We start from the raw sequence: 21,558 nt of genomic DNA, 5'->3' as shown, positions 1-21,558 counted from the left end.
ATTCTTTATACTAATTTGATTCACAATCGGAGTGATATATGACTGTTCTCCGTTGGTGTGAAAACAATATAGATCAAAATAGAACGACCGTTCAAGTGTTCATTTGAACAATCGTTCAGATTAACACTATTTATCGAATCAACAATTAAGAAATAACCGTATTCATTTGAGAAGTTCTGACCCTATCCGTATGATTTAAATAAAAAACCCATCAGACAACACCTGATGGGCTCGCTTCTAACTCTGAATTCTTATTTCAATCAACGATCAATATTAACGGTACAAGCCTTCAGGTCATCTAATCACATTTAATCTCATCACAAGATTAGACACTTTTCCCTTCAAACTGATAAAGCTCTCTAAGCGTGTCTTTTAGCCATAGAACGATTGGGTTGTAAGCATTGCGTTTATGCCAAATCATGGTGAACGGGATCAGCAGCTTTGTGGCGTTCTCTTCATCTAGAGGAATAGGCAGACAAGTAAGATTAGGGTGAAGTTGTTCAACGTAACGTCGGCAGTAATTCGGTGCCACGGTAGTCATGGTGTGGTTTGACTGAGCCGCCATAAACAAAGACTGCTCAAAACCCGCTAGCGTAAGTGCGATATGTCGGTCGAGTTGCAAATCTGTGAGAATTTCATCCAACGCCCATGTTTCACTTTTCTCCCACACAATATTGATGTGAGGGTATTTGAGGAAAGCCTCAAGGTTCCACTCTTCTTGCAAGGCTGGGTGGTCTTTTCTCAGATACACCACGGGCAAATCGTGGAACAGCACCTCGAAATCAATGAAGTATGGCAGTGCATCTAGAGACTCTTTCGACCGTGGGTGGCTTTCTCGTCCTGAAAATCCAATATCAGATTCGCCACGTACGATGGAATCTATCGAATCGTAGTCCCAATTGCGCATTTTGATCTTCGCATTGGGATAACGTTGATACACGCTTTGCGTCAATTCGTTCAGCATGATCAACGATAACGGAGATTCGGCTTCTAAATTTAAACGTAAGTCCTTTGGGGCATCGTCGCCACGAGTAGTGAGTATTTGACTACCAATCTGCAACCAGTCTTGAAGATCTTTCACCATGCTCAGCGCAAGTGGTGTTGGCGTTAAGCCCCTCGGCGTTTTCACAAATAGGGGATCATCGAACCAGTCTCGAAGTTTAGTCAGTGATTTGCTTACCGTTGAAGGCGTGACGTTGAGCTTTTTGGCAGCTTTTGAAACACTCTGCTCTTGCAACAGCAATTGCAGAGTAAATAACAAATTCAGATCAAGACGGGCTAGTGGCTTCTTCATAATCACTTTTAACTTGGGAAGGACCTACCCATAGTATTAGAGCAATACTGATAACTCCACCAGCAGCCAATATAAATGCCAACATATTCAATGCACTTAGCCCGATAACGCCCATAAACCAGATAAACAGTGCTGAAGTGCATACTTGGGAAACTCCGAGTATTGAACTTGCCACACCTGCGCGCTGTGAATAACAGCTCAATGCTTGGCTCATCGCGACACCAAAACCCAGTGAGAAGCCGCCGCACACAAAAGCAAAGCCCAACAACGTCACGTAATGCCCTAACCCACCATCAATCGATGCGAGCAACAAGATAGCCGCAACGACAAAGCAAACTTGTGAAGTCAGCATTAAGTTCTTTTGCTTAAACACATTCAAAGCAAATGGTGCAGAGAATGACACCAACATACTCACCAATGCGGTTAATGCCATAGTGTAAGAATACTGACCTCGGTCGAAGCCAAGCTCTGTCATGATCAACAGTGGAGAGACATTCACATAAGTGAGAATTGCGGTCACTCCTAGGCTGGTCATGATCACTCGGCTGATAAACAACGGGTCTTTGAACGTTTCAGTTGAAGTCGGTTGAAATGTCTCAGATAAAGAAGCTTTCGCTAACACCGACCCTATAACTTTAGGTTTAGTCTCTTTTAGCACGAGCACCGACAACAAACACACCACCACACCCATGCTCGCCATGGTCGTGAACAAGCTCGGCCATGGGTAAACCGTCATGATTAAGTGGCCAATCACAGGCGCAAGCACTGGTACGATGCAGGTAATGCCATTCATCATCGACAGCACCTTAGCGCGTTTTTGGTCGTCCAATACATCTCGCAAGATAGCGAACGCCACCACATAACAAGAGCCAGCACCCACACCTTGAAAGAAACGCACGAGAAGAAATGGTTCTGCATTGGTCACAACACCGCCGAACATCGAAGAGGTAGCAAAGACAATCGCACCGAAAATAGCGACAGGTTTTCTTCCTACACTGTCGGCAAATTTACCGGCAAACAACATGGTGGTTGCCATTCCTGCGAGATAAATAGAGAACGCGGCATGAAGCTGAGCCTCAGACGCATTTAGATCCGCGGCAATTTGAGGCAACCCAACTAAATACAAATCAATAGCCGTTGGATACAAAAGAACAAGCGTAAAACTACAAAATAGAAAACGGTACATAACACCCCCACATAATTGGTGTGAGGATAATAAGAGCGAAACGCCAAACTACCGAGTGGTATCTACGACAACGGATCTTTCCATTTACGACAAACCCTCATGCTACAACTGGATAGCCTCTTCATTGAGGAGATCCAATTAGTACTCATAAAATAAGGAAATCCGGCAGGAAATCATCAAATAAGCAAGGTTTTGACTTGGTTTCACTGAAATTAAGGCATCCGTTAATCAGCCGTATAGAACGAATGATTAAACGGCTGTTAATGAACATAAGTTATCAAAAAGATAAAACAACTCACAAGATGAATACCAAAAACAACCAGCCATATGCAGCACAAATCTCTTCGTAAATTTTTTAGAAAAATTCAAAAATTATTAGAATTTAACCCCTAACTTTACTGAGTAATTTGTTAGTCTTGGCAACAAATATTTACAATCCAACTAAAAATTAATTGGATACCTCGAGGTTGTTTTTTTGAATATGAAATTATTCGGCAGTTCTTTGATTCTTTCAGGAACTGCATTAGGGGCTGGTATGCTTGCCATTCCCATGGTGTTGGCCCAATTTGGCTTCATGATCAGCTCAGTGCTTATGCTGCTTATCTTTATTGGCACCACCTACTCAGCACTCCTCCTCGCAGAAGCGTGCACCAAAACCAAAGACAACAGTGGAATGAGCAGTGTTGCTTACCTAACGTTAGGCAGCAAAGGCAAACACTTTATCAATACACTCTTTTACCTGCTGTTGGTGTGCATGCTCATCGCTTATATCTTGGGTGTCGGCGACATCATTCATAAGTTACTGCTCGATGTCGGCGTAGACATCTCTGCATCCGCTGCTTATACCGTTTTCAGCCTATTAATGGGTGTGATTGTGGTGGCGGGTAAGTCGTATATCGACAAGTTAAATCGCGGTTTATTCATCACGATGGTGGTGATGCTGCTTATCGTTATCGCCTCTTTGTTTAGCAACATTCGCCTTGATTACCTGACTCAAGCTAGCAAATACACGGCTAATGACGTGGTGCAGTACAGCGCAGTTATCTTTACCAGCTTTGCCTCTATGGTGGTGATTCCGTCACTGGTTATATACAACCGAGAAGCGACTCAAAAGCAGATCCGCAATATGATTCTGCTAGGCTCTGTGATTCCACTAATCTGCTACCTCACTTGGTTATTCGCGATTATCGGTAACCTTGGTACAGACGCTATCAGCCAATTCCATAACATTTCAGAACTGATCTCGGCGTTTAGCGGACAGTCTTCTTGGCTGAAAGTAGTGATTGCGCTGTTCTCAGTATTGGCATTGGTGACATCTTTCCTTGGTGTGTCTATGGCGCTGTATGACCAAAACAAAGATGCAGTCACCAGCAACAAAGCATTGGCTTATGCCCTAACCTTCGTTCTACCTTTGGTATTAGCTGAGTTATTCGCTAGCCAATTCGTGAGCATGTTGGATTACGCGGGGATGGTGTTGGTGTTCTTAGCTATCTGGGGACCACTTGCAATGGTGGTTAAAGTTCGTAGGCCAGACTTTCCTCACCTACAGACTCAAGGCAGCTATACCGCAGCCGGTGGCGACACGGCACTTATCGCAACATTTGGTTTTGGTGCGTTGATTTTTATCTCTTGGTTTATGGGTTAATTCTCAAACTAATACAATATCAAGTGACCATTTCAACGGTAGTCGATACCAGAAAGCCCGTGAGCATTACTCTGGATTAGCAATGACCGCTAATTAGTAGTAAAGGCTTATGGGCTTTTCATTTTCTGATTATCATTGCCGAGAACTAAAAGCCCTCTCTCATTTGGTCAAATTACCAAGCAATTGCTCACACTGTGCTTTTAGTGATTTAAGCTCATCTTCGTTCATCTTGGAGAGACACAGCATTTCGACTGGCACGGTTTGCGCTTGTTCTTTGAGATCGACCCCAGCAGGTGTCAACGTGATAACTCGAACTCGTTCATCTTCAGCACTGCGAGTTCTAAGCACATAACCTTTCGCTTCCAAACGCTTGAGTAGTGGCGTCAAGGTGCCTGAATCTAAATGCGTTTTTGCGCCTAGCGCTTTGACATTTATCTCTTTTTCTTCCCAAAGCACCATCATCACAATGTATTGCAAGTAAGTAAGATCAAGCGCTTTCAGTAAAGGTTGATACGCCCTACTCATTGCATTCGACGCACTATACAACGCAAAACACACCTGATTATCCAGCTTTAGATAGTCATCTTGGTCGCTCATGATCACCTCACCAATAAATTAAATTGTGCACAATATACTTGCGCGCTCAAATTTTATCAATTAAGCTAGCTTTAAATTAAATTGTGCGCAATTTAATTTTACACAATTCAAATAAGGACTAAAACAATGACAACACTCTACACAACTTCTGCAACAGCAACGGCAGGTCGTAATGGCCAAGTATCAACTGATGACAATCTACTCTCAGTGGCATTGAGCTACCCTAAAGAGATGGGCGGTACAGGTGAAGCGACCAACCCAGAGCAGCTATTTGCTGCGGGCTATTCTGCGTGCTTCTCAAACGCGTTGCTTCATGTAGCGAAAGAGATGAAGATTAAGATCGCATCAGCGCCAACAACTGCAATGGTAGGCATTGGTCCAAATGAGAATGGTGGCTTTGCTTTAACCGTTTCACTAGCCGTTGAACTCGATTTAGATCAGGAGCAAGCTGTTACGCTTGTGAAAACGGCTCACCAAGTCTGCCCATATTCAAATGCAGTTCGTGGCAACATTGATGTGAAATTGTCGGTTAACGGACAAACGCTTTAGTTCTTGGTTCTTGGTTCTTGGTTCTTAAAGCATAGAACGAGAACCTAGAGCTCAACTATGTAAATCAACACGCCGACGATAAACGTGAATGACATTCTTACCTCAATGTAGCGAAATTATAATATCGAGATATTGCGATATCTTGCTTTAAAGAGTATATTTAACGTTAATCGAAAACAGCAGCCAAACGCCATGTCAGATATGAATGAAGTTTTAAAGTCAATCAACAACCCTATACGAAGGGATATTCTTCACTGGCTTAAGTCGCCTCAAGAGCACTTTAACCTAGAGAAACAACTCGTTGATACCGATGTTGAGGGGGTATGCGTCAGCATTATTCAAGAGAAGAGTGGCTTATCCCAATCGACCGTTTCTTCTTACCTCTCGAACCTGCAGCGTGCAAAGTTGGTTACTTCAAAACGCATTGGCTCGTGGACGTACTACAAGCGTAATGACGAATACATCGAGACGTTTTTAAAAGAGTTATCTAACTCACTCTAACAAGCAGAATCAAAACAGACTGGGTGGATAACGCCGTCCATTTTAATCTTATCTATTTTCAGAAGATCAGATATCGAGATTTCTCGATATCTAGCTATTAAGATGTGGCATTAAATAGAAAAAATATACGAAAAATTAAACGGAGTTGGTAAACATGAGCAAGTCTATTCAATCTTTTAATCCTAGTAATGGAGAACTGCTTGGTGAGGTCAATAACGCCTCTAGAGATGAAGTAGTTCAAACGATTCGCCAATCAAAGGCAGCACAAAAAGCATGGAGAAAACTCCCGATAAATGAGCGCGTGCGAACCATTATTAGAGCTTACCAACACCTTGATCAGCATGCAGACTCCTTCTCAGAATTACTTGCCCGCGAAATGGGTAAAGATATTGATCGTGCAATTGGCGAAGCAACAGGCGCGATTTATATGGGTCAGCATTATGCAGAAGAAGCACAACGCGCGCTCAACACTCGCAAATTGTCGGGGTCAACAGAGCTTCAATATCGCCCACTTGGGGTTGTCGGTGTAATCTCTCCTTGGAACTACCCAGTGATGATGGCAAATAACCTCATCGTGCCTGCGTTAGTAGCGGGTAATACCGTGATTCTAAAACCTTCTGAAGAGACCCCTCTTATCGCTCAAGCATTCTTTGGTGAGCTACAGAAACACCTACCCGAAGGCGTATTAACAATTTTGCATGGCGACCGCAAAACGGGTAAGGCTTTAGTTGAAGGTGATATTCAAATGATCGCGTTCACTGGCTCAAAAGCAACAGGCCAAGACATCATGCGACGTGCAGCGAGCAAGGTAAAACGCTTGGTCATGGAGCTAGGTGGCAAAGACCCAATGATTGTGATGCGTGATGCCAACCTAGAACAAGCAGCTCGCTTTGCCGTCGCAGGCAGCTTTGAGAACTCAGGGCAAATGTGTACTTCGATTGAACGTATTTATGTTGATGATCGTATCGCTGAAAAATTTGAACAACGTGTCACCGAGATAGCTAACATGTACCAGATTGGCCCGTGGGATATGCCGAACGTCAATATCGGACCAATCATCAATGCTACGCAACATGGAAAAATCGCGGATCAACTAAAAGACGCACAACAAAAAGGAGCAACTTTCCTTCTAGGCGGGATTGAACAACCAGAGCGTTATATCCGCCCTACTGTTATCACTGGAGTGACTCCTGAAATGAAGTTAGAAACAGAAGAGACTTTTGGGCCAGTGGTCGCTATCAGTCGCTACTCTAACATTGAAGATGCGATTGAGCGCGCTAACAACAGCGAGTATGGGTTGGGTGCCGTGGTGTTCGGAAACCAAAGTGTCAATGACGTTGCTGATGAACTTGATGCTGGCATGGTTGGCATTAATCAAGGACAAGGCGGTAGTGGCGACGCTCCCTGGGTTGGCGCGAAACAGAGTGGCCTTGGTTACCACGGCTCGGTTGACGGGCACCGTCAGTTTGCACAAGTAAAAGTGGTTTCAAGATAGAGGTTGATGATGAATAACAATGAAAATTTCTATGTCGTTCGACGCGAGTCAGGTACCCAGCGCAGTGACCTTCCTGTTTGGGCACCAAATTCTGCAAACCCATTTGCACTTGATAAGAACGTTAACGCGGTATCACGCGTTGAAGTAGACAACGTTCCAGGGGCTTTCCAGTTGCGAGATGTGCTGCTTCCCGAAGAAGTTCAGCGCATACTGGATGAAGCCAACCAGCTTGGATTTACAGAAGATGCTGCTGTGTCTCTACCAAGAGAAGTTCGCCACAATCAGAATCTCAACTTGATCGCAGATACTGAAACTCTCGACGTTATTTGGAAGCGTTGCCGAGATCATTTCGTTGATAAATACGATCACTTTGCTGGTGTAAAACCTCTAGGCATTAACGGTCGTTTTCGCTTTTATCGTTACGATGAAGGGGATTTCTTTAAGATGCATACCGATGGATCGTGGCCTGGTAGTCAGATTATAGATGGGGAGTTGGTCGATGATTCTTTTGGCGACCGTTGGAGCATGTACACCTTCTTGATTCTATTAAGTGACGACTTCGTTGGCGGCGAAACTCAATTTATTATTAACCGTAATGACCCGAGCAAGCCTGCTCGTCGTCAAGGGCATAATCAGGAGAATGCCAATGTAGAATCGGTTAGAACACCAAGCGGCAGCGTGCTTTGTTTTCCTCACGGTACGCACCCCGCCCATTGTATTCACGGTTCTGCGCCGATACTTTCTGGGACTAAATACATTATTCGCACCGACGTTCTATTCGAGCTCTAAGCGACTCTACTGGTCGTTTCAACTCTTAAAAAAATGTCCCGCATTAGGCGGGACATTTTGTATAAGATGGAAAACTTCTAACTCTGGAATGTTAACTCTTAAACGTATTCGAAAGCTCTTTCAGTGATGTAGCCAGTTCAGCTTGCTCTTTAGCTGTTGCGGCAATTTGGGTTGCACCCGTCGTAGATTCTGTCGACTTCTGCTCTACCGCCACAACGTTCTGAGCGATATCCTGAGTGACGACAGCTTGCTCTTCGGTCGCGGTTGCGATCTGCTCTGTCATGCTGAATATTTCGCTCACCGCACCTGAAATATCTTGCAGCGTCTGCTCTACTCCTCGTGAATCTTCAACCGCTCTTGAAGACATCTTCTTACTATTATCAATCACATTGAACGCGGTTTGCACGTCTGATTGTAGAGAGCTAATGAAGCCTTCAATTTCCAAAGTAGACTCTTGAGTACGTTGCGCCAAAGTACGAACTTCATCGGCTACAACGGCGAAACCACGACCTTGTTCACCTGCACGTGCAGCTTCGATCGCTGCGTTTAGTGCTAACAAGTTGGTTTGGTCAGCAACCGACTTAATCACATCGATCACGCTGTTAATGTTATTGCTGCTTTCGTGTAGGTGGGTAATTTTCTCAGCTAAGCCGTTAATCTCAGATGCTAAGATTTCAATCGATTCATAAGAGTGTTGGACCGTGCTCAAGCCGGCTTGTGATTGCTCGTCAGCCAGTTTAGCTGAACTTGCTGTTTGCTGTGTTTTGGCCGCAACTTCGCTCACCGTTGCCGAAAGCTCTTCTGTCGCTGTTGCAATCAAGCCGATTTGGTCTTGCTGCTCAACCAAAGTATTAGAGTTGTATTGGCAAGTTTGCGCTGTCTCTTCAGCTGCTGAAGCGAGTGTTAGGCTAGACTGAGACAAGCTATCAATAACCCCAGAGAACTTCTCTAGTGTTTCATTAAGCGATGACGAAATCTGACCCAATTCGCTGTTACCTTCGTAAGTCGCGCGAACGGTTAGATCATTGTCATGACGGACTTTAGAAAGCACACGCGTTAGATCTTTAACTCGAGTTGTTAAATCTGTAATGGCTTTAAAGCTAATAAAGGTCGCAAACAGGGTGATCACAACAAACATCGTGATACTGCCCATCATTGCTGATTGAGCTTGCTGAGTTTTCTGATCAGTCAATGCAATAAGAGAGTCTGCCAGTTGGTTCTCGGTCTTCTTCAGCTGAACAATGCGCGCCGTTGATTGCGCGAACCAATAGACAGGGTCGACATCAAATCCGCTCATTTTCGATTCAGCCACATCACGAAGCTTCTCGACTTCCGCGACCGAGCGGTCATTCAATTGTTGTTCAAAAAAGCGAACATTGTCTGGGTTACCCAGAACTTCAAAGTTCGAGAAATAGGTATTTTGGTCAGTCACCAAAGAGATGAATTTAACCAACATACCTGGGCCAAATTCATTTTTAGAAAAGGTGTTGTTGAGGACAGCACGCTCGATACCAGCTCGCTCTTTGCCTTGCAAGAAATTGTAGTAAGCGATGGTTTCAGTAGTAATCGTCGAGTCTGAGCTCAGTTCCGCAATCAAAGTCGATACACTAAGCAGTTTTGCATTCAATTTTGTGTAGTAACCTAACGCCTCAGAGAGTGGAATTGATTGAGAATCCACTCGATTACGAATAGAAGTGATCTGATTGAGGCTCCGGCTGATTTCTGTATTCAACTTTGTGATTTGCGGCAAATCGATATCAGCAGACTGCCAGTATTCGTTTCTCTGATCACGTCGACTATCCGCACTAGTACGTTGTGAACGTAATTCACTCACAAATTGAGTGCCTTGAGAGCCGATAAAGCCAGCCGTCATGCCTCGCTCTTTCTGCAACTCATGCACCAATTCACTGTATACAACCGACAAGCGTGTTAGTTGATTCAATGAAGACATTTCACTGGTGGTTTCTACGCCTTTGGATATCGCAGAAACACTAAGCCATAAAAACCCTAAGATCGGCAAAGTAAGCAAAGCGATGATTTTTTGCTTAAAAGACATATCGGTTAAATTCATTTTATTTCCCTAGCGGCTAACAAATCTCTATCTGTCATGTAATTAGACACACTTCTAAACCGGTATGCCCTTGTTGAGATCATATAATTATTCAGTTTTAACAATTACCGTTCTATATCGACAGCAATCGATAAATCTAACACTTAACCTTATAAAACTCATTGATTTATTTATAAAACTGCAAGCTATGCAACCTTAGTAGCCGTACAAATGCGTGCAACAGCATTTTCTTGGCGGAGTGACTAAAAATTGACAGTTTATGCATAACCACAAAGAGGTAGATCGGCACTCACAGTATAATCCTTACCAAACCATGCACTCGCGATCATCTATAAATTCAACATCAAATATGTATAATGCCGAGCTCTTAAAATTAACGTAGATGCATAATTAGAGGTTTTATGAATTGTCCTGCTTGCGAAGAAAACATTGGATGGGAGTGGGTAGAAGAGGCAGCAATTGAACCCAACGAAGAATTCAACTGCCCAGAATGCGATGAAACTCTAATGTATACCATTGATGAAGGCACCTATTACGGCGCGCAACATAAAACTGTAGAAGTAATCGACGCGTAAATTACAGCCTTGTGGCTACACACTGGCCACTTTATTTCAAATACTTAGCAAATAACTAAACTAAGCGGCTTACTTTCTTGCTGGCTCTTCTTTACTAGAACGGGCGTTCAGCATAAAATATTGAACATATGTTCAGATTAATGAAGTAGATGTTATGGCCAAGACAGCGAAGTTCGATAGACAAGATGTAGTAGATAAAGCAACTAACCTGTATTGGGAAAAGGGCTTTCACGCGACTTCTATGCGCAACCTACAAGACGTGATTGATATGCGTCCGGGAAGCATCTACGCGACTTTTGGCAGCAAAGAAGGCCTATTTAAGGAAACTCTTGCTCGTTATACCGAGCTTGGTATTCTCAATCTGAACCGCTTCCGCAGCGAAACGGATTCTCCAATCAAAGCGCTCGAAAACTTCGTAAAGCGTGCCGTTGTCGAATCTAAACAGAGCTCTCCTAACGGCATGTGCATGTTAGCTAAAACGGTTGCTGAACTGACTGACGAGCACGCAGAATTATTAGCAGAAGCGAAGAAATCACTAAAGATCATGGAAGGTGAATTCGCCAAGTTGATAGCTGAATCACAAGATCTAGGTGAGATAAGCAAAGAGCGAGAACCCGCTCAGCTTGCTCGTCATGTTCAAGTTCAGATCGCAGGCTTGCGTACCTATGCCAAAACATGCGACGACATCGAATTACTCAACTCGATGGTTGAGGACGTATTTAAGTACCACCCTTTTTAGAGGCTGAACTTATATAAGCTCAGACCATATAAAAAGACGCCCAAGTATTGATAATAATACTTGGGCGTCTTTTTATTTATCGCTTTTCAGCCAATCTCAAGAGCCGATTACTTTAATACTTTCGTCATGATTAACGCCTGTGCATTAAGCATCGCTTCTTTGGTGCTGACATCTAAGGTTTTAACGTTCGCAAAGCGCTCGACTTCTTTGATTGCCACATCGTGAGCAAAAATCACTAGCCTAGCTTTTTCAATATCTTTTTGTGTAATGCGATTGCCTATCCCGTTTGCACCTTGTGTTTCGACTTTTATCCGAACCCCAAGATGATGTGCCGCCTTTTCCAAAGACTTGGCCGCCAGAAAAGTGTGCGCGACACCTGACGGGCAAGAAGTAATAGCAAGTACATCAGCTCGCCCTTCTTCCGTGACCGAACCACCCGCAAATTGATTAGAGCGAGACTCATCTTCAACCACATTCTTTTTAAGCAGTATCACGATCGCAGCCGTCGTCAGTGCACCCGCTAACGTCCCAACAATGTAGCCAATCTTGCCATCAACCACAGGCAAAACAATCCAGCCCCCCCAAGGAGCATGGTTTACTACGTGGAACATAAAGCCAACCACGTTACCGACAACGCCACCAGCCACAACCGCAGGCAGAACACGCGCAGGATCGGCCGCTGCAAATGGGATTGCACCTTCACTGATGCCAATCATTCCCATAATACCTGCCGCTTTACCTGCTTCGCGTTCGTCTCGTTTAAACTTCTTCGGCGATAAGAAAGTCGCCAGCGCCATACCTAATGGGGGTGTACAAATGGCAATGCCAACGCCCCCCATTAACCATGGCTGAGTATTCACCTGAGTTTGTGCAAACAGCGTGGCTACTTTGTTGATTGGGCCGCCCATATCAAACGCGGTCATTGCACCTAGAATGCTACCCAGCACCACTTTTCCTGAGCCAGCCATACCAGTCAGCATTTGGTTCATCTCAAGCATCACCTGCGCAATGGGGGCACCAATCACCCACATCACAGCCCCACAGGTAACAAACGTGCCGACAAGCGGATAGATGAAGATAGAGCTCAGCGAGATCATGCTGTCTGGCAGCTTGATCTTCTTAAGTAGATTAACCACAAAGCCTGCGAAAAAGCCGACCACAATCGCACCAAGGAAACCAGTGTTGTATTGATTAACCGCCACCCAAGAACCAATCATGCCTGGTGCTAAACCCGGTTTGTCTGCCATTGAATACGCGATGTAACCGCCGAGCACGGCGGTAAAAAGCGTTAAGCCCGCAATACCCATTTGTGCAATGTCAGCCAGAACGCCGCTCTCTGGAACGGCACCGTGACCAGACATCATTACAGATAAAGACAATAGAACACCGCCCGCGACCACGAATGGAATCATGTGTGAAGTGCCGTACAACAAGTGTTCTTTAAGGCGATTGAGAGATTGGGCCCAAGGGCTGAGCGGCTCGATGTACACTTCATGATAGTTGGAGGCGTAGCTGTCGAAAGAGTCAGAATTGGCTTCGAGAAACAACTCTAAAGCTTCCTCTACCGACTCCATCGCCTTTAATTTTGTAACAAAGTCATCTTCAATCAGTTTGGTCGATATTTGAGCCAATACCTCGATATGATGATCATCATTGTTATCGGGTGAAGCGAGCATGAAGAACACATCAGACAATTCACCACCGTCGGCCCCATAATCGATTCCAGAACAACTGATACCAACGGCGACAGCAGGTTTAGCTACGGCTTTACTTTTCGCGTGTGGAATCGCAATACCATCATCAAATCCAGTATTACCTATAGCTTCACGCTTCCAGATATCATCAAGGAAATCACTTTTACTCGAGAGCTTACCGGCACGGTCGAGCAGTTCAACAAGCTCTTCAAATACCGCCTGTTTCGAGTCTGCCTGTAATTCCAAGCAGATAATCTCTGGCTCGATAATATTAGTGATATCCATATGCTGCCTCGTACGAGTGCCTATTTAAGTAAATGAGCTAAAGAAGTTAATGAGATGAAAAGATTAACGACCCAAGGCTTCTCAATATATAGGACGAAAAGTGCATTAACTGGATAATTGTAACCAAGAACTCAGAGTGTGACGTCCACCTTTGAATTAAAAACGGCAATCCATAAAATCCACAGATTCGGATAATAGTATCTGATCCACACAAGCCGAGAATAATAATGAGAATTGTAGCGGTAACTGCGTGCCCTACAGGCATTGCCCATACCTACATGGCAGCGGATGCATTAGTTAAAACCGCCCCTAAGTTCAACGTTTCAATCAAGGTTGAAACGCAAGGTGCGATGGGTATTGAAAACTTACTGACAGATCACGATATCGTGCAGGCTGATAAAATCCTGATCGTCTCCGATATCGACATTGAACAACCAAACCGATTTGATCCTGCGAAAACCGTGTTGATCTCAATGGAGGAAGTACTGTTAAGCGTCGAAAAGGTCTTTATCAAGCATTGTCGTGACCTAAAACCTTGTCGTGATACGAAGCCTTGTCGCAGCTAATCCTCGGTATGAATGAATATCAGATCACCTTCTTCGTAGACGACCCAGCGGCTAATTCTCACGTTGCGCAGCCTCTCACCCGTTTGGCGAAGAAGTTCAAAAGTAACATCCGTATTATCAACATCACTCAAAATCGAACGGCCGATCTATCCAAATCTGTCGCGATGTTACAAGTCGGTCTACTTCGTGGTGATTTGTGTCAGATAACCGCTGTTGGTATCGATGCGGAACTGGCGTGCTTTGTTCTTAAAGACATAATCGCCGAGCATTACGCCATGGTTGGATCGCAAGTAAACCATGAGTTCTCTAACGATTTAATTCAGCGTATGCCGCAGATATGCCCACCTTGTGAGATCAAATGGCATCATGCCAAAGCACAAACTCAATTAACCAAATTCGAATGCTTAAAAGGACTCGCTCACTTAGTTCACCCAGACGATCCTGATGAGCTTATTCTGGCTTTCATTAAGCGAGAAGAACGCTCTTCAACGTGTGTATCGCCGGGCATCGCATTACCTCATGTGATGTTTGAATCGACCAAAGATCTTTCCATCGCGGTCATCGTCAGTGACGAAGCGATTGATTGGGCGTCTCAAATTGGCCAAGTACACGTTGCCATCGCACTTGTACTGCCAACCAAACCACAAAGAGAACATATTGTAGCAGCCACCAATCTAACCAGAAACCTGCTCCACGATCAGGTTAACGAGCGTTTGCAAAAGACCCGAAGCAGTGTCGACCTACAAGCCCTGTTGATGTACATCTCTTCACGTCTTATATAGTACTTCTTAACGGGATAGATCTGATTACCTATACAAACAGTTCGCTAGATTGACCCACGATATTGTGTCGGTGTTCTTCCTGTTCGGTTTTTGAACACTCGACAAAAGTAATTCACGTCCTTGAAGCCACAACGCACCGCCACTTCATTGAGCTTGAAGTTGTACTTTTTGAGCATGAACTTGGCACGGTCGACTCGCACGCGTGTGATGTATTCTGCCAGCGTCATATGGCCCTGCTGGCGGAACATTCGTGACAAGTGATTGGATGAAATACTAAAGCGTGAGGCAATGCTGTCTCGGGTTATTTGGCGATGGAAGTTCTCTTGAATGTAGATACAAATCCCCTGATACACATCCTGCACTCGGCTGTGAGACTTCTCGACCGGCGCATCCAACATCGACTTACTGTATTGCAGTAGAGCCTGTAGCAATAACTCATCCATAGGCTGCTTGTTGCTCTCTCTTGCTAGTGAGCTAAGCGCCTCTAGAATGTTATCAATCGCAAACCCAGATCGAGTCTGAATACTGTGCTTTTGAATATCATAGAAACTCTCTTCCCCTTTGCGCTTACTCACCAAACTTAAACCAAGCTGACGACGCCCAAACAACATGCTCAACACAGAACAATCGGTATCCCAATTAGGCTTATTCCAGCAGTTAGGCGGAATGAAAATCGCATCTCCGGCTTTGGCAATAACGTTAGTGATTTTGCGATCATGACTTTCCATTTCATTAATATACTCTCCGTCAAGAACCAACTCTAAACGCGGAAAGTTCACCTGATAACTAAAAGCTGAAGGCGTATGAAAATCTCCAGCAAACCAGATGTTATGAAACGGTTCTCTCTCATTTAGCACCGAGGAGATTAAGTCATGAAATATCATTATTCGTACTCTGATGGGCAGCAATAAGGCTACGAGAACAGATATACCCCTTAGTGAAACATAGCGCTATTGAGAAAAATCACAATTTGAGATCTAGGTTACAAAAATCCAGTCATAGAAATAAATATCCAGTCTAAAAACTGATATAGAACGTCATTTTTAAAATAGACCACTACGCCACAACCTTTATAAATAAAAGCCTCGTTGCATTATCAACGCTGTCAAGATAGGCCTAAAATCGACTGTTATACCGATCAAAATCACACTCTTTTTAGAACGCAACAATCATCCAGTAAATGCATTTTTTCTGCACTACAGAAGGTGAGTGATCAATTCCAGAATACCCATTACAAAATAAAAACGTATTAGGGGTTCATTATGATCACGACATTGATCAATCAAGATTTGATTAAGCTTTCGCTTAGCGCTAATTCAAAAGAAGACGTATTTAAAGAGCTAATAGACGTGCTTTATGCACAGGGTCGAATTTCAGATAAAACACAATTTCTTGCCGATATTAAGGCGCGTGAAGCACAAGGTAATACTGGCTTTGAAGAAGGTATCGCCCTTCCACACGCGAAAAGTAGCGCGGTAATCAAACCCGCGGTTGTGATCGGAACCCATAAACAGGGCATCGACTACGGCGCAGATGACGGTCAGCCATCCAAACTCTTTTTTATGATTGCCTCTCCAGATGGCGGCGATAACCATCACATCGAAGTTCTAGCAGAGCTTTCTTCAAAACTGATTGAAGAAGGTTTTATCGAAAGCTTCATGAATGCCGACTCTGAACAAGAAGCTTTGGAACTACTTCTTAAGAAACCTGAGCCATCAACAACCGAAACCAACGTTGAGAAGCAAGGCTTCATCATTGGCGTGACTGGTTGTCCTGCTGGCGTTGCACACACTTACTTAGCAGCAGAAGCACTTGAGAAAGGCGCGGCGGCACTTGGTTACGACATCAAGGTCGAAACCAACGGTTCTATTGGTGTTAAAAACAGCCCAACTCAAGAAGAGATCGAACGTGCTGACGCGATTGTCGTGGCTTGTGACAAGCAGGTCGACATGGCGCGCTTTGCGGGGAAACGCGTCATCAGCACCAACGTGAAAGCACCAATCAAAGACGCACAAGGTTTGATTAAGCAAGCGCTCAACGCACCAAGTTATCAAGCAGACCAAGCGCCGACCAACCAATCTGTTGTAGAAAAAGCCTCACAAGCGCGTTCAGACCTTTACCGTTACTTGATGAATGGCGTATCACACATGATCCCATTCGTAGTAACTGGCGGCCTATTGATCGCACTTGCACTGGCCATTGGCGGCGAGCCAAGTGAATCCGGCATGGCGATTCCTGCGGGCAGCATGTGGAACCAAATTCTAGAAGTGGGCGTGGTTGCCTTCACCCTAATGATCCCAATCTTGGCTGGCTACATTGCTTACGCGATTGCCGACCGACCTGCCCTAACCCCTGGCTTGATTGGCGGTTGGATCGCGAACAACGGTTCTTTCTACGGCGCTGACGCAGGTACAGGCTTCATTGGCGCAATCATCGCAGGCTTGTTAGTCGGTTACTTCGTTAAATGGATTACCTCATTTAACTACCACAAATTCGTTCAACCGCTTGTGCCTATCATGATCGCTCCGATCACTGGCTCTTTGTTCATCGCGGGTTTGTTCATCTTTGTTATTGGTGCACCTATCGCTGGGCTGATGGACGCACTAACTGCGCTGCTAACGAGCATGAGTACAGGCAACGTGGTTCTGCTAGGTATTGTCCTTGGTGGTATGGCTGGTTTCGATATGGGCGGTCCATTCAACAAGGTGGCGTTCCTATTCTCGGTCGGCATGATTGCGATCGGTCAAACTCAATTCATGGGTGCAATGGCGTGTGCAATTCCTGTTGCTCCATTGGGTATGGCTATCGCAACCAGACTTGGCCGTAAGTTCGACCTATTCGAATCTTCTGAAATTGAAGCGGGTAAGGCAGCAGGTGCGATGGGCTTGGTGGGCATCTCTGAAGGTGCGATTCCTTTCGCAGCTCAAGACCCGATGTCGGTTATCCCGGCCAATGTACTTGGCTCAATGACGGCAGCGGTTATGGCGTTCTCATTTGGTATCACCAATAGCGTTGCTCACGGTGGTCCAGTGGTCGCTTTACTAGGCGCAATGAACTACCCACTGCTGGCACTTCTGTGCATGGCATCGGGTGCGGGTGTGACTGCAATTACTTGTATCGCGCTTAAAAATCTACGCAAAGCCAAGCTAACGACAGCAGCGGCTTAAGCCATTTCAACTCCAATGGCTTGAGCCCTTCGACTCTCCTTTTTTAGTAGCTAACACTTTAGTTGCAAATAGGTCGAATAGAGCTCAAGCCATGTTTCCCTTCATGGTGATTTCGATGTCTGATTTTTCTTTAGCGAACGACTCGTTCGTACAACGCTTTTTCTACCCTATGACCAACGTGATTCAAAACTACGCATGGGGTAGCCCTTCTTCGTTTAGCCAACTGTTTGGTATTGATAACCAATCTGGCGAGCCGCAAGCGGAGATCTGGATGGGCGCTCACCCCAATGGTTGTTCTATGGTGAACAATAACGGGCAGCAGACCACCCTATCGAGCTTGATCTCTCAGAACCTAAACCTGTTTCTAAGTGAGAAAGTGGCGAGTCGTTTTGGTGAGTTGCCGTATCTGTTTAAGGTATTAGCAGCAGAGAAAGCGCTCTCAGTTCAAGTACACCCGAATAAGCAACAAGCGGAATCTGGGTATGCACTCGAAGAGCAGCAAGGCATTCCAATGACGGCGGGCAACCGTAACTACAAAGATGCCAATCACAAGCCAGAACTGGTGTATGCCCTAACCGACTACACGGCGATGAATGGTTTTAGGTCGATCGACGAGATCCTTGAACATTTCCACTACCTCGATATTCCAGAGCTGCATTCGATGATCAACGATTTAGCGGGCGATCAAACACCGAATGGATTAGCGTGCTTTTTCGCAAGCCTGTTGTCTTTGGAAGGCGAACAAAAAGGAATGGCACTCAACATGTTGTTGATGAAGGCGAAGCTTTCTGATAACTGTGTGTTCCAGTTGATTTCAGAGTTGGAACAACAGTATCCGGGTGATATCGGCCTGTTTGCCCCGCTGCTATTGAATGTGATCACCCTAAAGCCAGGGCAAGCCATGTATTTGGATGCCGAAACGCCCCACGCTTACATCAAAGGGACTGGATTAGAGATCATGGCGAATTCCGATAATGTGCTTCGTGCCGGGTTGACACCTAAGTACATGGATATCAATGAACTAGTCTCTTGTACTCAATTCAATGAAAAGCCTGCGGATAGGTTACTGCTAAGCCCAGTTGAGCAAGGTGATGTAATGGAATACCGAATTCCCGTCGAGGATTTTAAGTTCTCTATCGTCCAGAATTCTCATAAGAGAGAGATCACTACTGAGGGCGCAGAGATCTTGCTGCCGCTCGATGAATCCATGGTGCTCACCCATCAATGCGGTGAAACCTGTGTGATAGAGAAAGGCCAATCGGTTTTCATTCCCGCTTATGCTGAGAGTTACAAACTGGATTGTGTTGGGCGTGTTGCACGCGCTTACAGTTAGTCAGCACTGAGAAAATCTAAATAAACTCACACTGGTCATGCCCTGCTTTTGCGGGGCATTTTTGTTTTTACGAAGCCTATTGGCGTATCAAAACATAATCAAAACGCTATTAAGTATGACCCGTATCACACTGCATTAATGATGCAAATCACACTTAATTTTGCTTGGTACAAATATGCAGTGAAGGGCTTTTATTTGCTATTTCGCGAATCGGGTTAATCCATTAATTTTAATTCAAGAACTTCAATAGTGAATGAGTTAATAAATGATCACACAGCTAACTAACGTCAACTTAATTAATAACAACCTTCAAGCGAAAAATAAAAAAGAACTGTTTGAAGAATTGGCAGGCATGTTATTTGAAAACAAGCGAATCAGCAGTAAAGAAGCCTTCTTGGCAGACATCGAAGTTCGTGAATCTCAAAGCATTACCTCAATGGACGGCATTTCTTACCCACACTCAAAAAGCAAGGCAGTCACTGAACCCGCAATTGCTGTCGGTGTTAAGCGTGAAGGCATTGAGTATGGCGATGAAGACGGCATCAATCCAACCGTATTTTTTATGATTGCATCACCAGATAACGGTGCTGACCATCATATTTATGTACTACAAGAACTATTTGGAAAATTCAGCGATGAATTTATTCAAAATATCCATAACGCAAAAGACGAACAACAAATCCTTAATATTTTAATTAATTCATAAGGCGTAGAAAATTATGAGCACCCTAGCAAATCAAGCTACCAATACCAGTAGCAATTCTAATAATAAGAATAGTAGTAGCGACTATAAAAAAATCCTCAGTACTATGAAAGGTCACCTGCTTTTTGGTACATCACACATGCTACCTTTCATCGTAGCCGGTGGTGTTCTGTTGGCTTTAGCGGTAATGGCATCGGGTAAAGGCGCAGTACCTGCCGACGGCTTGCTGGCAGACATCTCTAATATCGGTATCAAAGGCCTTGTTCTTTTCCCAATCATTCTTGGCGGCTTTATTGGTTACTCAATTGCAGATAAACCAGCACTAGCTCCTGCGATGATTTCTTCTGGCATTATGGCTGACATGGGCGGCGGTTTCCTTGGCTGTATCGTGGCGGGCTTTATCGCCGGTGGCGTCGTCTTCCAGCTTAAGAAGATCCCACTTTCTGCGAACATGACAGCGCTAGGTGCTTACTTCATCTACCCGCTTCTAGGCACTTTAATCTCTGCAGGTATCGTATTGTGGGGCATCGGTGAGCCAATCAAACTGTTCATGTCTTCTATGAACGAGTTCTTAGCTTCAATGGCTGGCGCATCTAAAATGGTTCTAGGCACAATCCTTGGTGGTATGACGGCGTTTGATATGGGCGGCCCTATCAACAAAGTAGCAACCTTATTTGCTCAAACTCAAGTAGACACACAACCGTGGCTAATGGGCGGCGTAGGCATCGCGATTTGTACACCACCTCTAGGTATGGCACTGGCGACTTTCCTATTCAAAAACAAGTTCTCTAAACAAGAGCAAGAAGCAGGTAAAGCTGCAGCAATCATGGGTTCTATCGGTATCTCTGAAGGTGCTATCCCATTCGCAGCAAATGACCCAATGCGCGTACTTCCTTCAATCGTTGCCGGCGGTATCGTTGGTTGTGTGTTCGGTTTCATGACAGACGTTCTACTGCACGCACCGTGGGGCGGCCTAATTACGGCACCAGTATCAAGCAACATTCCAATGTACGTCGTCGGTATTGCACTTGGCTCACTAACCACAGCCGTTATCGTTGGCTTCTGGAAACCAGTGGCTGTTGAAACCGATGAAGACATGGCTGAAGCGCCAGTACAAGCTCAAGCGGCTCCTGTAGCAGGCGAAGGCGAGTACGACATCGTAGCAGTAACATGTTGTCCTTCTGGTGTTGCACACACCTTCATGGCAGCAAAAGCACTAGAGAAAGCAGGTTTAGCAGCAGGCCTTAAGATTAAGGTAGAAACACAAGGTCAAAACGGTATTCAGAACCGCATCAGCGACCTAGATGTGGCTAACGCAAGGCTGGTTATCTTGGCTCACGATATTCAAGTGAAAGACGCACACCGCTTTGCTAACGCGAACGTGATTGAATGCTCGACTAAGGAAGCGATGAAGAAAGCCGCGACTATGGTCGCTATTTAAAGCCAAAGGTTATCTAAAGCCAAAAGCTATCTAAAAGAATCAATAAATTAGTGAATGCTCACTATTGATAAAATAACTACCCCCTAGTAACTAAAATCCCCATTCGTTTATCAACGAATGGGGATTTTTTATAGTTAGGCTAACAG

At 44.7% G+C, this 21,558-nt stretch carries 19 protein-coding genes; 13 read left to right on the top strand and 6 right to left on the bottom strand.

Going from position 1 to position 21,558, the window contains the following annotated elements; genetic code table 11:
- Positions 1–325: 325 nt before the first annotated feature.
- Together yidZ and L3V33_RS07475 are read right to left on the bottom strand one after the other, a co-directional pair.
- Complete coding sequence (yidZ, locus tag L3V33_RS07480) at positions 326–1,294, bottom strand: HTH-type transcriptional regulator YidZ (RefSeq protein WP_017076509.1); 969 nt, start codon at positions 1,292–1,294, stop codon at positions 326–328.
- Positions 1,269–2,480, bottom strand: a complete 1,212-nt coding sequence (locus L3V33_RS07475) for an MFS transporter (RefSeq protein ID WP_145571879.1) — start codon at positions 2,478–2,480, stop codon at positions 1,269–1,271. Before L3V33_RS07475 ends, yidZ begins: the two co-directional genes overlap by 26 nt.
- A gap of 481 nt (positions 2,481–2,961) precedes the next feature.
- On the opposite strand from L3V33_RS07475, the gene L3V33_RS07470 reads away from it, so the two are divergent.
- Positions 2,962–4,125 carry an aromatic amino acid transport family protein gene (locus tag L3V33_RS07470; protein WP_237290182.1) on the top strand — a complete coding sequence of 388 codons (1,164 nt, stop codon included), beginning with the start codon at positions 2,962–2,964 and terminating at the stop codon, positions 4,123–4,125.
- Between the two features lie 159 nt (positions 4,126–4,284).
- Here L3V33_RS07470 and L3V33_RS07465 read toward each other — a convergent pair whose 3' ends face one another.
- Positions 4,285–4,722, bottom strand: coding sequence for a MarR family transcriptional regulator (locus L3V33_RS07465; protein ID WP_171312141.1), 438 nt, complete (start codon positions 4,720–4,722; stop codon positions 4,285–4,287).
- A gap of 126 nt (positions 4,723–4,848) precedes the next feature.
- On the opposite strand from L3V33_RS07465, the gene L3V33_RS07460 reads away from it, so the two are divergent.
- From L3V33_RS07460 to L3V33_RS07445, 4 genes are all read left to right on the top strand, one after another.
- On the top strand, positions 4,849–5,271 hold the full coding sequence (locus L3V33_RS07460) for an organic hydroperoxide resistance protein (RefSeq protein WP_237290121.1): 423 nt from the start codon (positions 4,849–4,851) through the stop codon (positions 5,269–5,271).
- 192 nt (positions 5,272–5,463) lie between these two features.
- Positions 5,464–5,772, top strand: coding sequence for a helix-turn-helix transcriptional regulator (locus L3V33_RS07455; protein WP_171314353.1), 309 nt, complete (start codon positions 5,464–5,466; stop codon positions 5,770–5,772).
- A 154-nt stretch (positions 5,773–5,926) separates the two neighbouring features.
- Positions 5,927–7,267 carry an aldehyde dehydrogenase family protein gene (locus L3V33_RS07450; protein WP_237290120.1) on the top strand — a complete coding sequence of 447 codons (1,341 nt, stop codon included), beginning with the start codon at positions 5,927–5,929 and terminating at the stop codon, positions 7,265–7,267.
- A 9-nt stretch (positions 7,268–7,276) separates the two neighbouring features.
- Entirely contained in the window at positions 7,277–8,056 is a 780-nt protein-coding gene (locus L3V33_RS07445) for an oxidoreductase (RefSeq protein ID WP_237290119.1), read from the top strand.
- A 91-nt stretch (positions 8,057–8,147) separates the two neighbouring features.
- On the opposite strand, the gene L3V33_RS07440 is transcribed toward L3V33_RS07445, so the two are convergent.
- Positions 8,148–10,127 (bottom strand): methyl-accepting chemotaxis protein, encoded by a 1,980-nt coding sequence (locus L3V33_RS07440; protein ID WP_237290118.1) that lies wholly within the window; start codon positions 10,125–10,127, stop codon positions 8,148–8,150.
- 401 nt (positions 10,128–10,528) lie between these two features.
- Here L3V33_RS07440 and L3V33_RS07435 point away from each other — a divergent pair, with 401 nt between their 5' ends.
- Positions 10,529–10,702, top strand: coding sequence for a hypothetical protein (locus L3V33_RS07435; RefSeq protein WP_237290117.1), 174 nt, complete (start codon positions 10,529–10,531; stop codon positions 10,700–10,702).
- A gap of 154 nt (positions 10,703–10,856) precedes the next feature.
- Positions 10,857–11,441 (top strand): TetR/AcrR family transcriptional regulator, encoded by a 585-nt coding sequence (locus tag L3V33_RS07430; RefSeq protein WP_065206324.1) that lies wholly within the window; start codon positions 10,857–10,859, stop codon positions 11,439–11,441.
- Between the two features lie 107 nt (positions 11,442–11,548).
- On the opposite strand, the gene L3V33_RS07425 is transcribed toward L3V33_RS07430, so the two are convergent.
- Positions 11,549–13,420, bottom strand: coding sequence for a fructose-specific PTS transporter subunit EIIC (locus tag L3V33_RS07425; protein ID WP_237290116.1), 1,872 nt, complete (start codon positions 13,418–13,420; stop codon positions 11,549–11,551).
- A gap of 227 nt (positions 13,421–13,647) precedes the next feature.
- Here L3V33_RS07425 and L3V33_RS07420 point away from each other — a divergent pair, with 227 nt between their 5' ends.
- Both L3V33_RS07420 and L3V33_RS07415 read left to right on the top strand, forming a co-directional pair.
- Positions 13,648–13,986, top strand: a complete 339-nt coding sequence (locus L3V33_RS07420; protein ID WP_017074509.1) for a PTS fructose transporter subunit IIB — start codon at positions 13,648–13,650, stop codon at positions 13,984–13,986.
- Positions 13,987–13,994: 8 nt separating this feature from the next.
- Positions 13,995–14,768: a PTS sugar transporter subunit IIA gene (locus L3V33_RS07415; RefSeq protein ID WP_017074508.1), complete on the top strand. Its 774-nt coding sequence runs from the start codon at positions 13,995–13,997 to the stop codon at positions 14,766–14,768.
- A 44-nt stretch (positions 14,769–14,812) separates the two neighbouring features.
- On the opposite strand, the gene L3V33_RS07410 is transcribed toward L3V33_RS07415, so the two are convergent.
- Entirely contained in the window at positions 14,813–15,652 is an 840-nt protein-coding gene (locus L3V33_RS07410; RefSeq protein ID WP_114635677.1) for an AraC family transcriptional regulator, read from the bottom strand.
- A gap of 378 nt (positions 15,653–16,030) precedes the next feature.
- Here L3V33_RS07410 and L3V33_RS07405 point away from each other — a divergent pair, with 378 nt between their 5' ends.
- From L3V33_RS07405 to L3V33_RS07390, 4 genes are all read left to right on the top strand, one after another.
- Positions 16,031–17,935, top strand: a complete 1,905-nt coding sequence (locus L3V33_RS07405; RefSeq protein ID WP_237290115.1) for a fructose-specific PTS transporter subunit EIIC — start codon at positions 16,031–16,033, stop codon at positions 17,933–17,935.
- Positions 17,936–18,050: 115 nt separating this feature from the next.
- Complete coding sequence (manA, locus tag L3V33_RS07400) at positions 18,051–19,268, top strand: mannose-6-phosphate isomerase, class I (protein ID WP_237290114.1); 1,218 nt, start codon at positions 18,051–18,053, stop codon at positions 19,266–19,268.
- A 265-nt stretch (positions 19,269–19,533) separates the two neighbouring features.
- On the top strand, positions 19,534–19,974 hold the full coding sequence (locus L3V33_RS07395) for a PTS sugar transporter subunit IIA (RefSeq protein WP_065206330.1): 441 nt from the start codon (positions 19,534–19,536) through the stop codon (positions 19,972–19,974).
- Positions 19,975–19,987: 13 nt separating this feature from the next.
- On the top strand, positions 19,988–21,412 hold the full coding sequence (locus L3V33_RS07390) for a fructose-specific PTS transporter subunit EIIC (protein WP_065206331.1): 1,425 nt from the start codon (positions 19,988–19,990) through the stop codon (positions 21,410–21,412).
- Positions 21,413–21,558: the final 146 nt, after the last annotated feature.

Source organism: Vibrio sp. A2-1 (genome assembly GCF_021728355.1).
Classification (GTDB): Bacteria; Pseudomonadota; Gammaproteobacteria; order Enterobacterales; family Vibrionaceae; genus Vibrio; species Vibrio splendidus_K.
This window is presented reverse-complemented; position numbering and strand designations above follow the sequence as displayed.

Excerpts from the sequence above, each read along its gene's own strand:
- yidZ (WP_017076509.1), bottom strand. The coding sequence starts at position 1,294 with ATGAAGAAGCCACTAGCCCGTCTTGATCTGAATTTGTTATTTACTCTG.
- L3V33_RS07415 (WP_017074508.1), top strand. The coding sequence starts at position 13,995 with ATGAATGAATATCAGATCACCTTCTTCGTAGACGACCCAGCGGCTAAT.
- L3V33_RS07450 (WP_237290120.1), top strand. The coding sequence starts at position 5,927 with ATGAGCAAGTCTATTCAATCTTTTAATCCTAGTAATGGAGAACTGCTT.
- L3V33_RS07475 (WP_145571879.1), bottom strand. The coding sequence starts at position 2,480 with ATGTACCGTTTTCTATTTTGTAGTTTTACGCTTGTTCTTTTGTATCCA.
- L3V33_RS07390 (WP_065206331.1), top strand. The coding sequence starts at position 19,988 with ATGAGCACCCTAGCAAATCAAGCTACCAATACCAGTAGCAATTCTAAT.
- L3V33_RS07410 (WP_114635677.1), bottom strand. The coding sequence starts at position 15,652 with ATGATATTTCATGACTTAATCTCCTCGGTGCTAAATGAGAGAGAACCG.
- L3V33_RS07425 (WP_237290116.1), bottom strand. The coding sequence starts at position 13,420 with ATGGATATCACTAATATTATCGAGCCAGAGATTATCTGCTTGGAATTA.
- manA (WP_237290114.1), top strand. The coding sequence starts at position 18,051 with ATGTCTGATTTTTCTTTAGCGAACGACTCGTTCGTACAACGCTTTTTC.
- L3V33_RS07440 (WP_237290118.1), bottom strand. The coding sequence starts at position 10,127 with ATGAATTTAACCGATATGTCTTTTAAGCAAAAAATCATCGCTTTGCTT.
- L3V33_RS07470 (WP_237290182.1), top strand. The coding sequence starts at position 2,962 with ATGAAATTATTCGGCAGTTCTTTGATTCTTTCAGGAACTGCATTAGGG.
- L3V33_RS07395 (WP_065206330.1), top strand. The coding sequence starts at position 19,534 with ATGATCACACAGCTAACTAACGTCAACTTAATTAATAACAACCTTCAA.
- L3V33_RS07405 (WP_237290115.1), top strand. The coding sequence starts at position 16,031 with ATGATCACGACATTGATCAATCAAGATTTGATTAAGCTTTCGCTTAGC.
- L3V33_RS07420 (WP_017074509.1), top strand. The coding sequence starts at position 13,648 with ATGAGAATTGTAGCGGTAACTGCGTGCCCTACAGGCATTGCCCATACC.
- L3V33_RS07445 (WP_237290119.1), top strand. The coding sequence starts at position 7,277 with ATGAATAACAATGAAAATTTCTATGTCGTTCGACGCGAGTCAGGTACC.
- L3V33_RS07460 (WP_237290121.1), top strand. The coding sequence starts at position 4,849 with ATGACAACACTCTACACAACTTCTGCAACAGCAACGGCAGGTCGTAAT.
- L3V33_RS07455 (WP_171314353.1), top strand. The coding sequence starts at position 5,464 with ATGTCAGATATGAATGAAGTTTTAAAGTCAATCAACAACCCTATACGA.
- L3V33_RS07465 (WP_171312141.1), bottom strand. The coding sequence starts at position 4,722 with ATGAGCGACCAAGATGACTATCTAAAGCTGGATAATCAGGTGTGTTTT.
- L3V33_RS07435 (WP_237290117.1), top strand. The coding sequence starts at position 10,529 with ATGAATTGTCCTGCTTGCGAAGAAAACATTGGATGGGAGTGGGTAGAA.
- L3V33_RS07430 (WP_065206324.1), top strand. The coding sequence starts at position 10,857 with ATGGCCAAGACAGCGAAGTTCGATAGACAAGATGTAGTAGATAAAGCA.